Raw genomic sequence first — 19,379 nt, forward strand, 5'->3', positions numbered from 1 at the left:
TTCGGGCCTTACGGGGCGGCCGGGGCGACGAGGCGGTAGCCGACGCCGCGCACGGTCTCGATCAGGGCGGGCATGCGCAGCTTGGAGCGCAGGGAGGCGACGTGCACCTCCAGGGTGCGGCCGGTCCCCTCCCAGCTGGTCCGCCACACCTCGCTGATGATCTGTTCGCGCCGGAAGACGACGCCGGGGCGCTGGGCGAGCAGCGCGAGCAGGTCGAACTCCTTGCGGGTGAGCTGGACGGTCTCGCCGTCGACGCTGACCCGCCGGGTGGGCAGCTCGATGTGGACCGGGCCGAGGCGCAGTCCGACCGCGGGGATCGGGCCGCTGTCGTCGCCGGTGGTGGTGCGGCGGCTCACGGCGTGGATGCGCGCCAGCAGCTCGCCGGTGTCGTAGGGCTTGACGACGTAGTCGTCGGCGCCGAGGTTCAGTCCGTGGATGCGCGAGCGGACGTCCGCGCGCGCGGTCACCATGATCACGGGCGTGGCGGTGCGCTTGCGGATCTTCCCGCAGACCTCGTACCCGTCCTGGTCGGGCAGTCCGAGGTCGAGCAGGACGACCCCGAAGGGCTCCTTGGGGTCGCGGTCGTCGGGAAGCAGCGCCCGCAGCGCCTCCTCGCCGTTGCGCGCGTGCACCACGTGGAACCCGTGCCGGGCGAGCACGGCGGACAGGGCCGCGGCCACGTGGTCGTCGTCCTCGACGAGCAGCAGTCTCATCGCCCCCCCTTCGTCGTCGCCTGGCATGTACCTCCGCATCCACGCCCATCGCGCGGGGGCGCGTCAAGGGGGCGCCCGGCGGAGCGCGAGTTCCGTTACGGAGCCGGTATTACACCGCACGCCCCCTTCACGGAGAGTGCCACCCCTCTGCCGGATCGTGATGCTCAATTTCCGCTCAGATGTAATGACGCTGGTCGTAGCGGCGCACTACGTTCCTCCCCAACCGAGGAAGAGCGGAGCTGGAAGCCGATGAGCGGAGTATCCGTGGCCAAGGATGTCGAGGACGCCACACCCGCGTCGGGCGACCTGGTCGTGCTGAAGGACGTCAACAAGCACTTCGGCGCGCTTCACGTGCTGCAGGACATCGACCTGGCGATCGCGCGCGGCGAGGTCGTCGTGGTGATCGGGCCGTCCGGGTCCGGGAAGTCCACCCTGTGCCGCACGATCAACCGCCTGGAGACGGTCGACTCCGGGTCGATCACGATCGACGGGAAGCCGCTGCCCCAGGAGGGCCGCGAACTGGCCCGGCTCCGCGCCGACGTCGGCATGGTCTTCCAGTCGTTCAACCTCTTCGCGCACAAGACCGTGCTGGAGAACGTCATGCTGGGCCAGACCAAGGTCCGCGGGACGGACAAGAAGACGGCCGAGGAGAAGGGCCGGGCGCTGCTCGACCGGGTCGGCGTCGGCACCCAGGCCGACAAGTACCCCGCGCAGCTGTCCGGCGGCCAGCAGCAGCGCGTGGCCATCGCGCGCGCGTTGGCGATGGATCCGAAGGTCATGCTCTTCGACGAGCCGACCTCGGCGCTGGACCCGGAGATGATCAACGAGGTCCTGGAGGTCATGCAGCAGCTGGCGCGCGACGGCATGACGATGATCGTCGTCACCCATGAGATGGGCTTCGCCCGCTCGGCCGCCAACCGCGTCGTGTTCATGGCCGACGGAAAGATCGTCGAAGAGGCCGCGCCCGAGCAGTTCTTCAGCAACCCGCGCAGCGACCGGGCCAAGGACTTCCTGTCGAAGATCCTTCACCACTGAGGCCGCCGCCCCCGCGCGGGCCCGCCCCTGGCGGCTCGCGCGGGCCGTCGGCGCCCCGCGCCCACGGCCCCCTGACCTGAGCGTTTCAAGCGATTCGAGGGATGTTCACATGAAGCTCCGCCAGTCCGCCGCCTTCGCGGCGATCGCTGTGCTCGCGCTGACCGCGACCGCCTGCGGCGGCAAGTCCGGCTCCGCGGGCGACAAGCCGGCCACCCAGCCCGGCCAGTCGGGCGCCCCGCAGCTGCCCACGTACACCGTCGCCAAGGACGTCGCCCTCGACTCCCCGACGTTCAAGGCCGCCAAGGCCCGCGGCAAGCTGATCATCGGCTCCAAGGCCGACCAGCCCTACCTGGGCTTCGAGGACCAGTCGACCAAGGAGCGCTCCGGCTTCGACGTCGAGCTCGCCCGGATGATCGCCGCCGACCTGGGCTTCTCCAAGGACCAGATCGAGTGGAAGACCGTGGACTCCGGCGTCCGCGAGACGGCGATCTCCAAGGGCCAGGTCGACTACTACGTCGGCACCTACACGATCAACGACAAGCGCAAGAAGCTGGTCGGCTTCGCGGGGCCGTACTACCAGGCGGGCGCCGACCTGCTGATCCGCAAGGACGAGACGGGGATCACCGACAAGAGCTCGGTCAAGGGCAAGAAGGTCTGCTCGATCGTCGGCTCCACCCCGCTCCAGGAGATCAAGAAGCCGGAGTACGGCGCGAAGGTCGTCGAGCTCGCCAAGTACTCGGACTGCGTGCAGCAGCTGCTGACCAAGCAGGTCGACGCGGTCACCACCGACGACTCGATCCTCAAGGGCTACGCCGCCGCCAACTCCGGCCGGCTCAGGGTCGCCGGTCACCCGTTCACCAAGGAGCCGTACGGCGTCGGCATGAACAAGGACGACAAGGCGCTGCGCGACTTCATCAACGACTCGATCGAGAAGCACGTCAAGGACGGCACCTACAAGAAGATCTACGAGGCGACGCTCGGCCTGTCCGGCGCCGGCTACGTCGACCCGCCGGCCGTCCAGCGCTACTGATTCCCCCCACGGGCGAGACGCCCTCTACGCGCGCGTAGAGGGCGTGTCCCGCCCTGCCCGCCCGCCAGCCGCCCGCCGACGCGGAGACCTCATGAACGTACTGCTCGACAACTTCTCGGAATTCCGTGACGGCTTCATAGGAACCGTGGAGATCACCGCCGTCAGTTCGGTCATCGCCCTGGTCCTCGGCCTGCTGCTGGCCGGCTTCCGGGTCTCGCCGGTGCCGCCGCTGCGGTTCTTCGGCACCGCCTGGGTGACGCTGCTGCGCAACACCCCGCTGACCCTGCTCTTCCTGGTCTTCTTCTTCGTCGTACCGGAGATCTTCTTCCCCGGGATGAGCCCCTTCCTGCTCGGCTCGCTCGCCCTCGGCTTCTACACCGCCTCGTTCGTCTGCGAGACCGTCAGGTCCGGCATCAACACCGTCCCGCTGGGCCAGGCCGAGGCCGCCCGCTCGATCGGCATGTCGTTCACGCAGACCCTGCGCCTGATCGTGCTGCCGCAGGCCACCCGGACGGTCATCCCGCCGCTGAGCTCGATCTTCATCGCGCTCACCAAGAACTCGGCGATCGCCGGCGCCTTCAGCGTCACCGAACTCTTCGGCTGGCAGAAGCTGATGAGCGACCAGGGCTACGACATCGTCCCCGTCTTCGTCTGGGTCGCACTGGGCTACCTGGTCGTCACCTTCGCCATCAGCGGCGCCTTCCGCCTGCTGGAGAGCCGTATGGAGGTCGCCCGATGAGCGCCAGCGTTCTCTACGACGCCCCCGGCCCCAAGGCCGTCGTCCGCAACCGCATCTACGCGGTGGTCGGCTCGCTCGCCATCCTGGCGCTGCTCGCCGTCAGCATCGTGCGGCTCTCCGACAAGGGGCACCTCGCCCCCGAGATGTGGGACATCTTCAACTACTCGGGGATCCGGCAGAACATCGCCGACGGCGTGGTCGCCACCCTCAAGGCGTTCGGCCTGGCGGCAGTGGGGTCGCTGGTCCTCGGCGTACTGCTCGCGGTCGCCCGGCTCTCCGACCACCGGCCGGTGCGCTGGGCCGCGACGGCCTTCGTCGAGATCTTCCGCTCGATCCCGCTGCTCATCACCATCTACGGCGTCTGGGTCGGCTTCCTGACCGACTACTCGATGTGGGCGCTGGCACTGGGCCTGTCGATCTACAACGGCTGCGTCCAGGCCGAGGTGCTGCGCGCGGGCGTCAACTCCGTGCCCAAGGGCCAGCGCGAGGCCGCGTACGCGCTGGGCATGCGCAAGACCCAGGTGATGACCACCGTCCTGATGCCGCAGGCGGTCCGCGCGATGCTGCCGACGATCATCAGCCAGCTGGTGGTCACCCTCAAGGACACCTCGCTCGGCTTCATCATCCTGTACCCCGAGCTGCTCCAGACGGCCCGGCTGATCGCGAGCAACACGCAGGTCAACGGCCAGTACCCGTATGTGTCGACGATCGTGGTGATCGGCACCATCTACGTGGCGATGTGCCTGGCCCTGTCCGGCCTCGCCACCTGGATCGAGCGGCGCGGCCGGCGCGCCAAGACCGGCATCACCATGGGCGCGGCGGCGGCCCCGGTCACCGCCGCCGACCCGGTCGGCGCGGTCGTGGGCAGCGGGACCGACGCGCCCGACGGGCCCGGTGGTACGACAAACTGACGGTCCATGAGGTGGTGGCGCCCGCGCCACCGCCTCCGTCACTTGACGCAAGCACCCGCAGTGGGTTGCATACGTTCTGTGATCGTGCACCGGGTCCTCAGCGCCACCTGCCAGCCGTCCCGACGGGCCCAGGGAGCCGCTTCGTGGACCCGGTGATCGTCGTGGGGGCCGGGCCCGTCGGGCTCGCGCTCGCCCTCTCCCTCGCCGCCCAGGGCGTGCCCTGCGTCGTCCTCGACGAGGGCCCCGGCCCCGAGGAGCCCCGCCCGGTCCGTACGGCCGTCCTGCGCGCCGACACGGCCGCCTTCGTGGAACGCCTCGGCTGCGCCACCCTGCGCGACGAGGGGGCCCGCTGGACGGGCTGGCGGGCCGTGCGGCGCGGCCAGCCGCAGCGTCAGGTCACCTTCGGGGACGGGGGCGCGGGCGGCGCCTCCCCCGTGCACGTCCCCCAGCACGCCCTCACCCGGGGCCTGCGGGCCGCCGCGGTCGCCTCCGGCCTCGTCCAGCTGGTCGCGGGCAGCCGCGTCGACACGCTGGAACAGGACGAGGACGGCGTCGCCGTCCACACCACGGGCCCGGACGCCACCTGGTGGCGCGGCAGCTTCCTGGTGGGCTGCGACGGCGCGCGCTCGACCGTCCGCAAGCTCCTCGACATCCGTTTCGCCGGCCGCACGGCGGTGGAGCGCCAGGCCGTCGTCGTCCTGCGCACCGAACTCCCCTGGCCCGGCGAGTCGTTGCTGCACCGGCTGCCGCCGTGGCGCACCGGGGGCGCCGAGGTGACGGCCCGTCCGCTGGTGGACGGGGCCTGGCGGATCGACTGGCTGCTCCCGCCCCGCGCCGAACTCGTCACCCCCGACGCACTGATGGGCCGGCTGCGGGACACACTGACCGGGTGGTGCGGCACGGCCCCGCCGTACGAACTGCTGGACACCGGCGTGTACACGCTCCACCACCGGCTGGCGCGCCGCTGGCGGGTGCGCCGCGCCTTCCTGGCCGGGGACGCCGCCCATCTGCTGGGCGCCATGGGCATCCAGGGCCTGGACGAGGGGCTGCGGGACGCCTCCAACCTCGCCTGGAAGCTGGCCACGGCCTGGCACCACGGGGCCTCCGAAGTGCTGCTCGACAGCTACCAGACGGAGCGCAGGGCCGGTGTCGCCGCCCGGCTGCGCGCCGCCGACCAGGCACTTCCGGCGCTGCGCGGCGGTGGAGGGCTCCGCTCGTACCTGCCCGGCGCCGCCCGTGGACACGACGCCCTGCTCGCCGACGGCCATCTGGGGCTCGGCCCGCTCGGCGCGCCCCCCTCCTACGCGCACTCCCCCCTCGCGCCACCACCCGCCGAGGCGCACACGCCCGTGGGCACGGCGGTGGGTTCACCCGTCGAGGACGTGCCGGTAACGGCCCCGGACGGCGCCTCGGTCACCCTGCGGGACCGGCTGGGGCGCGGACGGCTGCTGGCCGTACTGATCGCGCCCGGCACCGGTGTGTGGGACCGGCGGCACTGGCTGACGGCCGGGGTGATGCCGCGGCTGGCGGCGGCGGTGAGCGCCCTGCCCGCGGACGCGGAGCTGCTGGTCGCCGAGGAGTACCCGGGGGCCGCGGCCCACACCGTGCTGCTCGTGCGCCCCGACGGCCATCTCGTGGCGGCGTTCGCCGGGGTGTGGCCGGGCGAGCTGTACGCGGCGGCGGACGCGGTACGCGGCGGAGCCGTCACCCACGCACGCGTGGAGGACCGCACAGCGGACGTCAATTGACCGATACGGGCGCACATGGTGTACTCCGGAACGTGACCGACACCGATGTGCGCCTGTGGCGGAGGGTCCATATGGACCTCGTCCGCTATGCGGGCTGCGTGTGTCGCCCTTCCTGCTGATTCGCCTTCCTTCTCGCGCCGCCGGGCCACAGCCCGCTGTCCGCGCGCACTCGCGAACTCCCCCAGGACGGTCCACGTGTCACGCTCCGCGCACTCGCCCGCGCCCGCATCCGCCCCCGCCTCCCCGCTTCCCGCCCCGTCCGTCCCCAGCCAGGCGGACCTGCTCGACTTCGCCCGCCGCACCGCCGCCGACACCGCGCTCGTCGCCTCATTGCCGCTCGATCCGCAGGGCCGCACCTGGATCCGTCTGGACGGGCCGGGCGGCAGCGAGGCATGGCTGATCGGCTGGCCGCCCGGCACCGGCACCGGCTGGCACGACCACGGCGGCTCGCACGGCGCGTTCGCGACGGCGTCCGGCACCCTCAAGGAGGACTCGCTGGCGGCCCGGCTGCCCAGCGAGGGCTGGAAGACCCTGGAACTCGCCGAGGACCTCGACCGTTCACGCGATGTGCGGGCGGGGACGGGGCGGGCCTTCGGCCCGCACCATGTGCACGAGGTCCGCAACGAGTCCACGACCGAGCACACGATCTCGGTGCACGCCTACTACCCCCCGCTGCCCCTGATCCGCCGCTACAGCCGCACCGGAGCGGTGCTGCGGCTGGAGCACGTCGAGCGCCCGGAGGACTGGAGTTGAGCGGACAGGCCGTGGGAATCGACGAGTTGCTGGCACGGGTCCGCGAGGGCCTGGACCGGATCGCACCACAAGAGGCTCAGGACGCGGCGCGGTCGGGCGAGGCGCTCCTGGTCGACATCCGGTACGCGGCGCTGCGCGAGCGCGACGGACTGATCCCCGGCGCCCTGGTCGTCGAGCGCAACGAACTGGAGTGGCGGCTCGACCCGCAGGGCAGCCACCGCCTGCCCGAGGCGACCCATCACGGCCTGCGGGTCGTGGTGGTCTGCAACGAGGGATACGCCTCGTCCCTGGCGGCGGCGTCACTGCACCAGTTGGGGCTGCACCGGGCGACCGACCTGATCGGCGGCTTCCAAGCCTGGCGCGCGGCGGGCCTGCCGGTGACAGCGCCCGGCCGGTGAGGAACGGGCCGACGGCCGACAGACCGAGGGGCACCGGCCACCCGAGCCGGTCGCCCCGGTCACCCCGGCCGCTCGGCCCCACCCGGACCGCACACCCGGGACCGCGTGAAGCGCACCGGTGCGACTCGCGTCAGTACGACCCGCCTCAGCGCGACGTGTCTCAGCACGGCCTGCCTCAGTACGACTCGTACAGGTCGTCCCCCGATTCGCCCTCCGCTTCCAGGGCCTGGCGGACGACTCTGAGGGCCATGCCCTCCGGGTAGCCCTTGCGGGCCAGCATGCTCGCGAGGCGGCGGATGCGGCGGTCGCGGTCCAGGCCGCGGGTGGAGCGGAGCTTGCGGGCCACCAGCTCCCGCGCGGTCTCCTCCTCCTGCTCGGAGTCGAGCTGCCCGACGGCTTCGTCGACGACCGCCGCGTCGACGCCCTTGGTGCGCAGCTCGCGGGCGAGGGCCCGACGGGCCAGGCCGCGCCCGTGGTGGCGGGACTCGACCCAGGCGTCCGCGAACGCCGCGTCGTTGATCAGCCCCACCTCCTCGAAGCGGGAGAGGACCTCCTCGGCGACCTCGTCGGGGATCTCGCGCTTCTTGAGGGCGTCGGCCAGCTGCCGGCGGGTGCGGGGGGTCCCGGTGAGCAGGCGCAGGCAGATCGCCCGCGCCCGCTCGGCCGGGTCCTGCGGCGGTTCTTTCGCCGCCCCCGACGGGTCGGCGCCGTGGGATGCCTCGGGGTCGGCCCCACGCGGGCCGCCCCGGCGCGTCCCCGCCCGCTGCGGGCCCGGCCGCCCGGAGCGGGCTCGCTCGGGGCCCGTCCCGTCCGGCTCGGCCCATTCGGTCCTGCGTGTCATGAGCTAGCTCTTGGCGGCTGCGGCCTTGGCCGTCTTGGCCTTGGTCGCGGGGGCGGGCACCGATGCCGCCTCCGCCTCGGGAGCCGCACCGGCCGCGTCCGCGCCGGGCTCGGCCTTCGTCTCCTCGGGCCGGACGCCGACGCCCAGCTTCTCCTTGATCTTCTTCTCGATCTCGTTGGCGAGGTCGGGGTTGTCCTTCAGGAAGTTGCGCGCGTTCTCCTTGCCCTGGCCGAGCTGGTCGCCCTCGTACGTGTACCAGGCGCCGGCCTTGCGGACGAAGCCGTGCTCGACGCCCATGTCGATCAGGCCGCCCTCGCGGCTGATGCCCTGGCCGTAGAGGATGTCGAACTCGGCCTGCTTGAAGGGCGGCGCGACCTTGTTCTTGACGACCTTGACGCGGGTGCGGTTGCCGACCGCGTCGGTGCCGTCCTTCAGCGTCTCGATGCGGCGGATGTCGAGGCGCACCGAGGCGTAGAACTTCAGGGCGCGGCCACCGGTCGTGGTCTCCGGCGAGCCGAACATCACACCGATCTTCTCGCGGAGCTGGTTGATGAAGATCGCGGTGGTCTTGGACTGGTTGAGCGCGCTGGTGATCTTCCGGAGCGCCTGGCTCATCAGACGGGCCTGGAGACCCACGTGCGAGTCGCCCATCTCACCCTCGATCTCCGCACGCGGCACGAGGGCCGCGACGGAGTCGATGACGATGAGGTCGAGGGCGCCGGAGCGGACCAGCATGTCGACGATTTCCAGGGCCTGCTCGCCGTTGTCCGGCTGGGACAGGATCAGGTTGTCGATGTCGACGCCGAGCTTCTTCGCGTACTCGGGGTCCAGCGCGTGCTCGGCGTCCACGAAGGCGACCTGGCCGCCGGCCTTCTGCGCGTTCGCCACCGCGTGCAGGGTCAGGGTCGTCTTGCCGGAGGACTCCGGGCCGTACACCTCCACCACTCGGCCGCGCGGCAGACCGCCGACGCCGAGGGCCACGTCGAGCGCGGTCGACCCGGTGGGGATGACCTCGATGGGCTCGTTCGGCCGCTCGCCCAGGCGCATCACCGCGCCCTTGCCGAATTGCCGTTCAATCTGTGCGAGCGCGGCGTCCAGCGCCTTCTCGCGGTCGGTTCCTGCCATGGGTTCCACCCGGTTTGCTTGAGTCGATCGCTTCACGTCAAAGACGCTAACCCCTGCCACTGACAATGGGCCCCGGAGTCCCTCTCGCCTGTGGATAACCCCACCGGCAGAACCGGCGGAACCCAAGTGAACACCGGGCCCTGGCTCCATCTGAATGGATGTTCGATTTTAGTGTCAAGCGCACCACGCGGCACGGACGGCGCCGGGTGCGAAGGCGTGTCCGACCGGGTGCCGGGGCCCGGCCGGCCCCGGCTCCGGACCGTTCAGGACCCGTCGCCGCCCGTGGGCGCGGTCGGCTCCCCGCTCTGTCGGCGGCCGAGCGCGCGCCGCATCCGCACCAGCGCCGAGTCCCCGGCCGGGCGCTCGCGCCTGCCGTGCACGCGCGGGTCGTCCGTCACCTCGTAGCGCTTCACATAGGCGCCGAGGAACGCCTGCAGCGTCGCCACCGCCGGGATCGCGATGAGCGCGCCGACCGCTCCCATCAGGGCGGTGCCCGCGATGACGGAGCCGAAGGCGACCGCCGGGTGGATGTCCACCGTCTTGGCGGTCAGCTTGGGCTGCAGCACGTAGTTCTCGAACTGCTGGTAGATCACCACGAACCCGAGCACCCACACCGCGTACCAGGGGTCGACGGTGAAGGCGATCAGCATCGGCAGCGCGCCCGCCAGATAGGTGCCGATCGTCGGGATGAACTGCGAGACCAGCCCCACCCAGACGGCGAGGACCGGGGCGTACGGCACGCCCAGGATCTGCAGCAGGATGTAATGGGCGATGCCCGAGACGAGCGCCATCAGGCCGCGCGAGTACAGGTAGCCGCCGGTCTTGTCGACGGCGATCTCCCAGGCGCGCAGCACCTCGGCCTGGCGGGCGGGCGGCAGCATCGAGCAGACGGTGCGCCGCAGCCGGGGCCCGTCGGCGGCGAAGTAGAACGAGAACAGGAAGATCGTCAGCAGCCGGAAGAGCCCGCCGAGGACGGTGGCCGAGACGTCGAGCACACCGCTCGCGCTGTTCTGCACGTACTTCTGGAGCCAGTCCGAGTGCAGCAGGCTGTCCTGGACCTCGACCCGCGAGAGGTCGCTGTGGAAGTTCTCGTTGATCCAGCTGATCACCGAGTCGAGGTACTTCGGGAAGTGCTCGACCATGTCGACGATCTGGCCCGCCAGCATCGAGCCGAGGAGGGCGACGAACCCGGCCGTGGCGATCAGCACCGCGAAGAAGACGATGAAGGTGGCCACGCCCCGGCGCATCCCGCGCGCCGCCATCCGCCCGACGGCCGGCTCCACGGCCAGGGCCAGGAAGAACGAGATCAGGATGTTGATCAGCAGCCCGATGAGCTGGTGGAAGGCCCAGCTGCCGAGCTGGAAGCAGGCGTAGAGGGCGAGCGCGAGCACCATGGCGCGCGGCAGCCACCGGGGCATGCGCACGGCGCCCGCGGTGCCGGGCAGGGCCGGTCCGGCCGCCTGGCCCGGGGCCGCGTCCGCCGGGGGTGCGGCCTGGGCCGGTTGCGGGATCGCGCCGGGCCCGCCGGGGGCCGGGCGGCCGGTTCCGGCCGTGCCGTCGGCGCGGCGGTCTGTCTGCGTGTCGCTGTCGTCAGTGGGTGCCACCCGCCAAGTCTCGCCCATCACGCGCGCGTGGTCGGCCCTCGGCCCCGGATCGTCACCGCTCGTGCGCGGGGATCGTCACCGCCTGTGCGCGGGCACGTCCATGGCCGTGCACACGGCCCGCCAGACGTCCTTCGTCTCCCAGCCCGCGTCGAGCGCCTCGTGCACGGTACGGCCGCCCAGCTCGGCCATCACGTGGTCGCGCGCGAAGGAGTCCGCGTAGGCGGCGCCGAAGTGGTCGGCCATCCGCTCCCAGAAAATCGTCAACCGCATGACTCCAGTATCCCGCCCCTGAGAGTGCAGCCGGAGCCGTCCGGGCCTGTGCGGTGCGCCCGGCGTCCTACGGTCGGACCATGGCCGGATCCGGAACATCACCCGCGACTGTCCGCACGTCCCGCACACCGCTGGCGCGAGCCGAGCACTTCGTCTGGCTGACGGCCCGTGTGCTGGAGCAGCGGCGGTTCGCGCACCACTTCCTCGGCGGCGGCGCCGACGCGGTGGAGACCGCGCTCGCCGCCCACCAGAACGACGACGGGGGGTACGGGCACGCCCTGGAGCCCGATCTGCGCGGCCCCGTGAGCCAGCCGCTGCACACCGCGCACGCGCTGCGGGTCCTCGACTCCGTGGACCGCATGAGCGGCCAGCGGATGGAGCGGATCTGCCGCTATCTGACGTCCGTGTCGACGCCGGACGGCGCCCTGCCCGCGCTCCACCCCTCGCAGCGCGGCTATCCGGTGGCGCCGTTCGTCCGGATCGTCGACGACCCGCCCAGCGAGCTGCTGGCCACCGGCCCGGTGGTCGGGCTGCTCCACCGCAACCAGGTGTGGCACGCCTGGCTCTTCCGGGCCACGGACTTCTGCTGGGCCGCGGTCGACGCGCTGGAGAAGTCGCACCCGTACGAGATCGAGGCCGCGGTCGCCTTTCTGGACGGGGTGCCCGACCGCCGCCGCGCGGAGGCGGCGGCCGACCGGCTGGGCCGGCTGGTGCGCGAGCAGCGGCTCGCGGTCCTCGCCCCGGACCGGCTGGACGACTTCCCCGTCGCCCCCGGGTACGCGCCGGACGAGCACCACTTTCCGCACGACTACGCGCGCGTGCCGGAGTCGCTGGCCCGGCGCTGGTTCACGGACGAGGAGATGGCGCGCTCGCTCGACCACCTGGAGGCCGAGCAGGGCGCGGACGGCGGCTGGCCCATCCACTGGCGCGAGTGGGCACCGGGCACGGCCCTGGAGTGGCGCCCGATCGTGACGATCGAGGCGCTGCGGACCCTGCGCGCCCACGGCCGCGCGATCGGCTGAGGGCGCTGTCCCGCTTCGCGCGCGGTGGGCGGACACCAGGGATCTCCACGGCACCCTGAAGGGGGCGCCTCGCTTCGCACCCACGGGCGGGCGCGGCGCGCGTACCGCCCGTGGGTGCGGACCGTCCGTGGTGCTCGGACCGCCCGTGGTGTGCGGGGCTCAGCCGCCCAGCGCCCGCACGCCCGCCGTCACCAGTACGGCCGCGCCGACGATCACCAGGAACGGGGCGCGCACCATCAGCGCGACGGCCGCGGCGGCCAGGCCCGCGCCCCGGGCGTCGACCACCAGGTGCTGGCCGCTGCTGAAGGTCTGCTGGGCCGTGAGGGCGGCCAGCAGCGCCACCGGAAGCAGCGCGGCGAGCCGCCGCACCAGCGGACGTTCGAGCGCTCCCGCCGGGACGAGGAGGCCCAGGAGCTTGACGAGGTAGCACCCGGCGGCGGTGGCGCCGATCGCGATCCAGATGTTCAACGTCCCGCTCCCTTCATGGAGTTCCCGGAGCTGTCGGAATTCCCGGCGCTGCCGGGGCCGTCGGAGTTCCCGGCGCTGTCGGGGCCGTCGGGGTTCCGGGAGATTCCGCGGTCCCCGGAGCTGTCGGCGGCCCCGGCTCCCCCGCCCTTGGCGAGGCGGCCCGTCCCGTCGGACGCGCCGGTGCCTGCGGCCACGCGCGCGTCCGTGCCGCGTCCCTCCATGAACAGCACGATCGGGGCGGCGAGTGCGGCCACCAGGACCGGCGCCCCGGCGGGCAGGACCGGCAGCAGGCCCAGGACCAGCAGTACGGCGATGCCCGCCGTGATCCGTTCGGTGACCGTGGTGAGCATCGGCGCGAGCAGCGCCAGGAAGACGGCGGGGCTCGCCGCGTCCAGCCCCCAGGCGTCGGTGTCCCCGATCGCCTCCGCGCCCACGGCTCCGGCGAGCGTGGTCAGGTTCCACAGCACGTAGAGCGTGAGTCCGGTGACGGTGAAGCCGATCCGGGCGGCCCGCCGGGTGGGCTGGGCCAGGGTCACCGCGGTGGTCTCGTCGATCACCCACTGCGCGGCGAAGGGCCGTACCGCGCGCGGCAGCGCGAGCAGCTGGGACAGCCGCAGCCCGTAGAAGGCGTTGCGTACGCCCAGGAAGAAGGCCCCGGCCGCGGCCGTGAACGGGTTGCCGCCCGCCGCGAGCGCGCCCACCAGTGCGAACTGGGACGCTCCGGTGAACACGAGCAGGCTGAGCGCGCAGGTCTGGAGGACGGTGAGCCCCGACCCCGCCGAGGTGACGCCGAAGGCGAAGCCGGAGAGGCCGACGGCGACACCGACGCCGAGGGCGTCCCGGACGACCGCGGAGTCGGGCTTGGTCCCGTCGTGCGGGCGTATCTCTGGAAGTGCTGTCTGTTCTGCTGACACGTGCGGGACGCTACGCGCGCGTGGCGCCCGCGTTCTTGTACGTTCTTGCGCGCTCCTTGCGGTACGCCCCGGGGGTGACGCCCACGATGCGGGTGAAATGGCGGTTGAGGTGCGGCTGGTCGCTGAAGCCGACCGCGACGGCGGCCTCGGCCGGCGCCGTGCCCGCTTCCAGGAGCAGCCGGGCCCGCCGGACGCGTTCGCCGGTGAGCCAGGTGTGCGGCGGCAGCCCGTACGCGGCCTTGAAGGCCCGCAGCAGTGCGAAGGGGCTGGTGGACAGGTCGTGGGCGAGCTGCTCCAGGGACGGCGGGTCGGTGAGGCGCTCCTCCAGCAGGCCGCGCGCGGCGGCGGCCGTGCGGGCGCCCGCCGACACCGGGGCGCGGGCGGGCAGTGCCTGGCCGTGGCGGCGCAGCAGACGGGCGACCGCGACGCGGAACACGCTGTCGGCGGCGAGCGCGTTGCCCTGCTCGGCCGCCCGGTGGACCTCCCGGATCAGCAGGGACGTCTCGGGGTCGTCGACGATGGTCTCGGCGAAGCCCGCGGTGCCGCGAAGGGTGCTGACCTCGGCCGCTATCTCGGCGATCAGCCGGGCCGAGGGGTAGAGCGTGGCGTACGTCCAGCCCTCGGGCGTTCCGGCGTGCGCGGAGTGCGGTACCTCGGGGTTGATCATCACGACGGTGCCCGGGCCCGCGCTGAGCGTCCCGCCGGGCAGGACGACGTCCTCGATCCCGCCGCGCACCGCGCCGAAGACGAAGCCGTCGTGGCTGTGCCGGGGGAAGGAGTGGCTGACGTAGCGGGCGCGGAGCAGATCGAGGCCGGGCAGCCCCGGGTACTGCCAGTGCCGTGCCCACTCCTCGGCCGCGTCCATGTTCGTATTCTCGCAGCTCCGGGCCATTGTCAGTGGGTGGGTGCACGATGGGGACCATGGCACGGACAGCGCTGGACTCCTTCTCTCCCGCGACCAGGGGCTGGTTCACGGGGGCCTTCACCGCGCCCACCGCCGCGCAGGAGGGCGCCTGGCGGGCGATCTCCGAGGGTTCGGACGTCCTGGTGGTGGCGCCGACCGGCTCGGGCAAGACCCTCGCCGCGTTCCTGGCCGCGCTGGACCGGCTGGCCGCCGCCCCGCCGCCCGCCGAGGCGCGAAAGCGCTGCCGTGTGCTGTACGTGTCGCCGCTGAAGGCCCTGGCGGTCGACGTGGAGCGCAATCTGCGCTCTCCGCTGACCGGCATCCGGCAGGAGTCGGTGCGGCTCGGTCTGCCGGAGCCGGAGGTGCGCGTCGGGATCCGTTCCGGGGACACCCCGCCCGCCGAGCGCCGCGCCCTGTCGACCCGGCCGCCGGACATTCTGATCACCACGCCGGAGTCGCTGTTCCTGATGCTCACCTCGTCCGCGCGCGAGGCGCTCGCGGGCGTCGAGACGGTGATCCTGGACGAGGTGCACGCGGTCGCGGGCACCAAGCGGGGGGCTCATCTGGCGCTCTCCCTGGAGCGGTTGGACGACCTGCTCGCCAGGCCCGCCCGCCGGATCGGCCTGTCGGCGACGGTGCGCCCGGTCGACGAGGTGGCCCGGTTCCTGTCGCCGCGGCGCAAGGTGGAGATCGTCCAGCCGCCGTCGGCCAAGGAGTTCGACCTGTCGGTGGTGGTGCCGGTGGAGGATCTCGCGGAGCTGGGCGCGGCCCCCGCCGCCGACGCGGACGAGGGCGCCGAGAAGCCGTCGATCTGGCCGCATGTGGAGGAGCGGATCGTCGACCTGGTCCAGGCCCACCGCTCCACGATCGTGTTCGCCAACTCCCGCCGCCTCGCGGAGCGCCTGTGCAACCGGCTCAACGAGATCGCGTACGAGCGGGCCACGGCCGCGGCCGTCGAGGCGGGCGAGTCCGCGGTGCCGCTGCCGTCGGAGGCGCATTCCCCGGCCGAGGTGATGGCCCAGTCGGGCGCCTCCAGGGGCGCGCCCGCCGTCCTCGCGCGCGCCCATCACGGCTCGGTCTCCAAGGAGCAGCGCGCCCTCGTCGAGGAGGACCTGAAGGCGGGGCGGCTGCCCGCGGTCGTCGCCACCTCCAGTCTTGAACTGGGCATCGACATGGGCGCGGTGGACCTGGTGGTCCAGGTCGAGTCGCCGCCGTCGGTCGCCTCGGGCCTGCAGCGGGTGGGCCGGGCGGGCCACCAGGTGGGCGCCGTCTCCACGGGCGTGGTCTTCCCGAAGTACCGGGGCGACCTGGTCCAGTCGGCGGTGGTCACCGAGCGCATGCGTTCCGGGGCCATCGAGTCGCTGCGGATCCCGTCCAATCCGCTGGACGTGCTGGCGCAGCAGTTGGTGGCGATGACGGCGCTGGACAGCTGGCAGGCGGACGACCTGCTGGCGCTGGTGCGCCGGGCCGCGCCGTTCGCGGCGCTGCCGGAGTCGGCGTTCACGGCGGTCCTGGACATGCTGGCGGGCCGTTATCCGTCGGACGCCTTCGCCGAGTTGCGCCCGCGCGTGGTGTGGGACCGCGTGGCGGGGACGGTGACGGGCCGTCCCGGCGCCCAGCGGCTCGCGGTGACGTCGGGCGGCACCATCCCGGACCGCGGCCTGTTCGGGGTGTTCCTGGCGGGCTCGGACCCGAAGAAGGGCGGCGGCCGGGTCGGCGAGCTCGACGAGGAGATGGTCTACGAGTCGCGCGTGGGCGATGTGTTCACGCTCGGCACCACGTCGTGGAGGATCGAGGACATCACGCGCGACCGCGTGCTGGTCTCCCCCGCGCCGGGCGTCCCCGGCCGTCTGCCGTTCTGGAAGGGCGACCAGCTGGGCCGCCCGCTCGAACTGGGGCGGGCGCTGGGCGCGTTCCTGCGCGAGGTGGGCTCCCTGACCGAGGAGGACGCGCGGCTGCGCCTGCTGGGCGCGGGGCTGGACGCGTGGGCGGCCGACAATGTGATCGCCTACCTCGACGAACAGCGCCGCGCTTGCGGCCATGTCCCCGACGACCGCACGATCCTGGTCGAGCGCTTCCGGGACGAGCTGGGCGACTGGCGGGTCGTCATCCACTCCCCGTTCGGGGCCCAGGTGCACGCGCCCTGGGCGCTGGCGCTCGGCGCCCGCCTCGCCGAGCGGTATGGAATGGACGCGCAGGTGATGCACGCGGACGACGGCATCGTGCTGCGGCTGCCCGACGCCGACCTGATGGGCCTGGACCTCCTCGACCAGGACCCGGCGCACCTGGACTCCACGTACGACAGCGAGCAGGCGCCGGTGGGCGCGGCGGACGCCGTCTTCGACAAGGGCGAGATCGAGCAGATCGTCACCGACCAGGTCGGCGGGTCCGCGCTGTTCGCCGCCCGCTTCCGCGAGTGCGCCGCGCGCGCGTTGCTGCTCCCCCGGCGCAGCCCCGGCAAGCGCACCCCGCTGTGGCAGCAGCGCCAGCGGGCGGCCCAACTGCTCCAGGTGGCCAGCGAGTTCGGCTCGTTCCCGATCGTCCTGGAGGCCGTCCGCGAATGCCTCCAGGACGTCTTCGACGTCCCGGGTCTCACCGAGCTGATGGGCGATCTGGAGGCGCGCCGGGTCCGCCTGGTCGAGGTGACCACCCCCGAGCCGTCCCCGTTCGCGCGCTCCCTGCTCTTCGGCTATGTCGCCCAGTTCCTCTACGAGGGGGACTCGCCGCTCGCCGAGCGGCGGGCCGCCGCGCTCTCGCTGGACTCCCGGCTGCTGGCCGAGCTGCTCGGCCAGGCGGAGCTGCGCGAGCTGCTGGACGCGGAGGTGCTGGCCGAACTGGAGCAGGAGCTCCAGTGGCTCACCGAGGACCGTCGGATCAAGGACGTGGAGGGCGTCGCCGATCTGCTGCGCGTGCTGGGGCCGCTGACCGACGCCGAGCTGGTCGCGCGCGGGGCCGAGCCCTCCTGGCCGCAGGAGCTGGGGTCCGCCCGCCGGGCGATCCGGGTGCGTGTCGGGGGCGCCGAGCACTGGGCGGCGATCGAGGACGCGGGGCGGCTGCGGGACGCGCTGGGCACGGCGCTGCCGGTCGGCGTCCCCGAGGCGTTCATGGAGCCGGTCAAGGACCCCCTGGGCGACCTGCTGTCGCGGTACGCGCGCACGCACGGCCCGTTCACCTCGGCGACGGCCGCCGCGCGGTTCGGTCTGGGCACCGCCGTCACCGACGGCGCGCTCCAGCGCCTCGCGGCGGCCGGGCGGGTGGTGCAGGGCGAGTTCCATCCGGCGGGTCTGGGCCAGGAGTGGTGCGACGCGACGGTGCTGCGCAGGCTGCGCCGCCGCTCGCTGGCCGCGCTGCGCCACGAGCTGGAACCGGTGCCGCCCGCCGCGCTGGCCACGTTCCTGCCGCAGTGGCAGCACCTCGGCTCCAACAGTCTGCGGGGCATCGACGGCCTGGCCCGTGCCGTCGAGCAGTTGCAGGGCGCGGCCGTGCCGGCGTCCGCGCTGGAGAAGCTGATCCTGCCCTCCCGCGTCTCCGACTACGGACCGGCGCTCCTCGACGAGTTGACCACCACCGGCGAGGTCCTGTGGGCGGGGGCGGGCGCGCTGCCCGGCAAGGACGGCTGGGTGTCGCTGTTCCACGCGGACGCGGCCCCCCTGCTGCTGCCCCCGCCGCATCCACTGGAGCTCACCGCGCTGCACGAGTCGGTGCTGACCGCGCTCGCCCCGGGCTACGGGCTGTTCTTCCGCCAGATCGCCGACCAGGTCCGCGCGACCACGCACCCCGACGCCACCGAGCCCCAACTGGCCGACGCCGTATGGGACCTGGCCTGGTCGGGGCGGCTCACCAATGACACGCTGGCGCCGCTGCGGGCGCTGCTGGGGTCCGGGCGGACCGCCGGCTCCACCGCGCACCGCGCCAGACGGACGGTGCCGCGCGGGCGGTACGGATCGCTGACGTCGGCGGCCCGGCCCGCGTCGCGCACCGGGCCGCCGACGGTGTCCGGGCGCTGGGCACTGCTCCCGGCCCGCGAGCCGGACCCCACGCACCGGGCACACGCGCTCGCGCGCACGCTGCTGGACCGCCACGGCGTGGTGACCCGGGGCGCGGTGGCGGCCGAGGGCGTCGAGGGCGGCTTTTCGGCCACGTACCGGATCTTGGCGGCGTTCGAGGACAGCGGGCAGGCGCGGCGCGGCTATGTGGTCGAGGGGCTGGGCGCGGCCCAGTTCGCGATGGACGGGGCGGTGGACCGGCTGCGGGCCGCCGCCACCGCGCGCGACCGTGCCCAGGACCGCCCGGCGCAGCGCGGGGTGGTGCTGGCGGCAGCCGACCCGGCGAACGCGTACGGGGCGGCGCTGTCCTGGCCCGAGCCGCCCGCCGGGGCCGGGCACAAGCCGGGCCGCAAGGCCGGGTCGATGGTGGTCCTGGTCGACGGCGAGCTGGCGCTGTACATGGAGCGCGGCGGCAAGTCGCTGCTGGTGTGGCCGACCGAGCCGGACGATCCGGCGCTGCACGCGGCCGTCGAGGCGCTGGCGGGCGCGGCGCGGGCGGGCCGGCTGGGCACGGTGACGGTCGAGCGCGTCAACGGCGAGGCGGCGCTGACCTCGCCCCTGTCCCGCCCGTTGGAGACGGCGGGCTTCGTCCCCACCCCGAGGGGGCTGCGCCTGCGCCCCTGAACCGAAGGCACCACGCCGCACACGGGCGGCGGAACCCGGTCCGGCCCGGCCGACCGGCCCAGCCACGGCCGACCCGGCCGCGCCAAAGCTGCCCGGGCGCCCTACGGGTCCCGCCCCGCCGAAAGCAACCGGGCACCGCACCCCCCGCCACACCCCGCCCGCCTGCTCAAGCGTCTCGCGCCCTCCCCCGCACCCGGCCACGGATAGCCGCCGGGCCCCGCACCACACCCACCC

At 73.3% G+C, this 19,379-nt stretch carries 18 protein-coding genes; 10 read left to right on the forward strand and 8 right to left on the reverse strand.

Going from position 1 to position 19,379, the window contains the following annotated elements:
- Positions 1 to 8: 8 nt before the first annotated feature.
- Positions 9 to 713 (reverse strand): response regulator transcription factor, encoded by a 705-nt coding sequence (locus tag AB5J87_RS09330; RefSeq protein ID WP_369375917.1) that lies wholly within the window; start codon positions 711 to 713, stop codon positions 9 to 11.
- Positions 714 to 962: 249 nt separating this feature from the next.
- Between AB5J87_RS09330 and AB5J87_RS09335 the strand changes: the two genes are divergently transcribed.
- The 8 genes from AB5J87_RS09335 (at position 963) to AB5J87_RS09370 (ending at position 7,327) form a co-directional block, all read left to right on the forward strand.
- Positions 963 to 1,748 carry an amino acid ABC transporter ATP-binding protein gene (locus AB5J87_RS09335; RefSeq protein ID WP_369375918.1) on the forward strand — a complete coding sequence of 262 codons (786 nt, stop codon included), beginning with the start codon at positions 963 to 965 and terminating at the stop codon, positions 1,746 to 1,748.
- 109 nt (positions 1,749 to 1,857) lie between these two features.
- Entirely contained in the window at positions 1,858 to 2,778 is a 921-nt protein-coding gene (locus AB5J87_RS09340) for a glutamate ABC transporter substrate-binding protein (protein ID WP_369375919.1), read from the forward strand.
- Positions 2,779 to 2,869: 91 nt separating this feature from the next.
- A complete protein-coding gene (locus tag AB5J87_RS09345; RefSeq protein ID WP_369375920.1) occupies positions 2,870 to 3,517 on the forward strand; it encodes an amino acid ABC transporter permease in 648 nt (215 codons plus the stop codon).
- Positions 3,514 to 4,428, forward strand: coding sequence for an amino acid ABC transporter permease (locus AB5J87_RS09350; protein WP_369375921.1), 915 nt, complete (start codon positions 3,514 to 3,516; stop codon positions 4,426 to 4,428). Before AB5J87_RS09345 ends, AB5J87_RS09350 begins: the two co-directional genes overlap by 4 nt.
- 143 nt (positions 4,429 to 4,571) lie before the next feature.
- A complete protein-coding gene (locus AB5J87_RS09355; protein WP_369375922.1) occupies positions 4,572 to 6,176 on the forward strand; it encodes an FAD-dependent monooxygenase in 1,605 nt (534 codons plus the stop codon).
- Positions 6,177 to 6,223: 47 nt separating this feature from the next.
- Positions 6,224 to 6,295, forward strand: coding sequence for a putative leader peptide (locus AB5J87_RS09360; RefSeq protein ID WP_309544753.1), 72 nt, complete (start codon positions 6,224 to 6,226; stop codon positions 6,293 to 6,295).
- A 76-nt stretch (positions 6,296 to 6,371) separates the two neighbouring features.
- A complete protein-coding gene (locus AB5J87_RS09365) occupies positions 6,372 to 6,929 on the forward strand; it encodes a cysteine dioxygenase (protein ID WP_369375923.1) in 558 nt (185 codons plus the stop codon).
- Positions 6,926 to 7,327 (forward strand): rhodanese-like domain-containing protein, encoded by a 402-nt coding sequence (locus AB5J87_RS09370; RefSeq protein WP_369375924.1) that lies wholly within the window; start codon positions 6,926 to 6,928, stop codon positions 7,325 to 7,327. The genes AB5J87_RS09365 and AB5J87_RS09370 overlap by 4 nt, the downstream gene beginning before the upstream one ends.
- A 175-nt stretch (positions 7,328 to 7,502) precedes the next feature.
- Here the strand turns inward: AB5J87_RS09370 and recX are convergent, their stop codons facing one another.
- The 4 genes from recX to AB5J87_RS09390 all read right to left on the reverse strand — a co-directional run bounded on the left by recX (position 7,503) and on the right by AB5J87_RS09390 (position 11,167).
- Positions 7,503 to 8,168, reverse strand: a complete 666-nt coding sequence (gene recX / locus AB5J87_RS09375) for a recombination regulator RecX (RefSeq protein ID WP_369375925.1) — start codon at positions 8,166 to 8,168, stop codon at positions 7,503 to 7,505.
- A 3-nt stretch (positions 8,169 to 8,171) separates the two neighbouring features.
- Positions 8,172 to 9,293, reverse strand: coding sequence for a recombinase RecA (gene recA, locus AB5J87_RS09380; protein ID WP_369375926.1), 1,122 nt, complete (start codon positions 9,291 to 9,293; stop codon positions 8,172 to 8,174).
- Between the two features lie 263 nt (positions 9,294 to 9,556).
- Positions 9,557 to 10,738 (reverse strand): AI-2E family transporter, encoded by a 1,182-nt coding sequence (locus AB5J87_RS09385; protein WP_369383444.1) that lies wholly within the window; start codon positions 10,736 to 10,738, stop codon positions 9,557 to 9,559.
- Positions 10,739 to 10,972: 234 nt separating this feature from the next.
- Complete coding sequence (locus AB5J87_RS09390) at positions 10,973 to 11,167, reverse strand: DUF3046 domain-containing protein (RefSeq protein WP_369375927.1); 195 nt, start codon at positions 11,165 to 11,167, stop codon at positions 10,973 to 10,975.
- An 80-nt stretch (positions 11,168 to 11,247) separates the two neighbouring features.
- On the opposite strand from AB5J87_RS09390, the gene AB5J87_RS09395 reads away from it, so the two are divergent.
- The gene (locus AB5J87_RS09395; RefSeq protein WP_369375928.1) at positions 11,248 to 12,189 is read left to right on the forward strand and encodes a hypothetical protein; all 942 of its coding nucleotides are present in this window, start codon (positions 11,248 to 11,250) and stop codon (positions 12,187 to 12,189) included.
- A gap of 159 nt (positions 12,190 to 12,348) precedes the next feature.
- Here the strand turns inward: AB5J87_RS09395 and AB5J87_RS09400 are convergent, their stop codons facing one another.
- Genes AB5J87_RS09400 through AB5J87_RS09410 form a run of 3 tightly spaced genes read right to left on the reverse strand, consistent with a single transcriptional unit; the run spans position 12,349 to position 14,436 of the window.
- Positions 12,349 to 12,657 (reverse strand): AzlD domain-containing protein, encoded by a 309-nt coding sequence (locus tag AB5J87_RS09400; protein ID WP_369375929.1) that lies wholly within the window; start codon positions 12,655 to 12,657, stop codon positions 12,349 to 12,351.
- Positions 12,654 to 13,571: an AzlC family ABC transporter permease gene (locus AB5J87_RS09405; protein ID WP_369375930.1), complete on the reverse strand. Its 918-nt coding sequence runs from the start codon at positions 13,569 to 13,571 to the stop codon at positions 12,654 to 12,656. The genes AB5J87_RS09400 and AB5J87_RS09405 overlap by 4 nt, the downstream gene beginning before the upstream one ends.
- A 10-nt stretch (positions 13,572 to 13,581) precedes the next feature.
- Complete coding sequence (locus tag AB5J87_RS09410; protein WP_369375931.1) at positions 13,582 to 14,436, reverse strand: AraC family ligand binding domain-containing protein; 855 nt, start codon at positions 14,434 to 14,436, stop codon at positions 13,582 to 13,584.
- A gap of 56 nt (positions 14,437 to 14,492) precedes the next feature.
- Here AB5J87_RS09410 and AB5J87_RS09415 point away from each other — a divergent pair, with 56 nt between their 5' ends.
- Entirely contained in the window at positions 14,493 to 19,145 is a 4,653-nt protein-coding gene (locus tag AB5J87_RS09415; RefSeq protein ID WP_369375932.1) for an ATP-dependent helicase, read from the forward strand.
- Positions 19,146 to 19,379: the final 234 nt, after the last annotated feature.

The organism is Streptomyces sp. cg36, assembly GCF_041080675.1.
Lineage (GTDB): Bacteria > Actinomycetota > Actinomycetes > Streptomycetales > Streptomycetaceae > Streptomyces.